This is a genomic window from Vibrio sp. D173a (assembly GCF_030248475.1).
Map to the genome: position 1 here is coordinate 1 of NZ_JAHGAH010000417.1, position 711 is coordinate 711.

The window sequence follows — 711 nt, forward strand, 5'->3', positions numbered from 1 at the left end:
TTTGTAACCTAGAGCAAATCCCACTTGGCTTGAGCCTGGTCCTGGCAGGAATTGGCTGAGTGCCACAATTTGACCGTACTCTTCATCTGACAGCCAGTTTAATTTTTCAACAAAGGTCTTACGAAAGTACCCAATGTGCGCGGCAGGTCCGCCAAAGCTGATCCAGCCAAGCCAGAAAAACGTCTTAAAAATTGAAAGCATGATCGTATCCAAATAAATGTTTGTGGCTAATTTATGTGGAGTTGTACTATGATTCAAATTAATTGTTTTAATTATTACTATGAATCATATGGGTTTGTTGGGTGGCGGATTTTAATTGGAAGGGGATTGATCTTAACTTATTGATTGCACTGCAGGCTTTGTATAAAACTAACAGTGTGAGCAAGGCTGCTGAGCGTTGTTATGTGAGTCAGTCAGCAATGAGTCATAGCTTGCAGAGGCTTCGAAAGCTATTTGATGATCCGCTATTTGAGCGAGTTGGATCACGTATGCAGGCGACTGACAGAGCGATAGAACTCTCTGTAACCGTTGATGCTCTATTGAGTACTATTCAGTCCGAAGTTCTGATGTCAAAAGTGTTTGATGTTGATACCTATCAAGGTACATGGAAGATTGGGTTGACCGACTATGCGGAGCAGATGTTTGGCCCAAGTATCTTTGATTACATCAAAAATGAATCTCCTAATTCTCAAGTTGTGTTCTTCAATGTAA

2 protein-coding genes are annotated in these 711 nt (G+C 41.1%); one reads left to right on the top strand and one right to left on the bottom strand.

The window, feature by feature from the left end:
* The coding region (locus KIV40_RS26360; RefSeq protein WP_285352134.1) for a chromate transporter at positions 1-201 on the bottom strand (201 nt) is incomplete at its 3' end.
* Between the two features lie 101 nt (positions 202-302).
* On the opposite strand from KIV40_RS26360, the gene KIV40_RS26365 reads away from it, so the two are divergent.
* Positions 303-711 (top strand): LysR family transcriptional regulator (locus tag KIV40_RS26365; protein WP_285352135.1); only part of this gene is annotated, 409 nt, incomplete at its 3' end.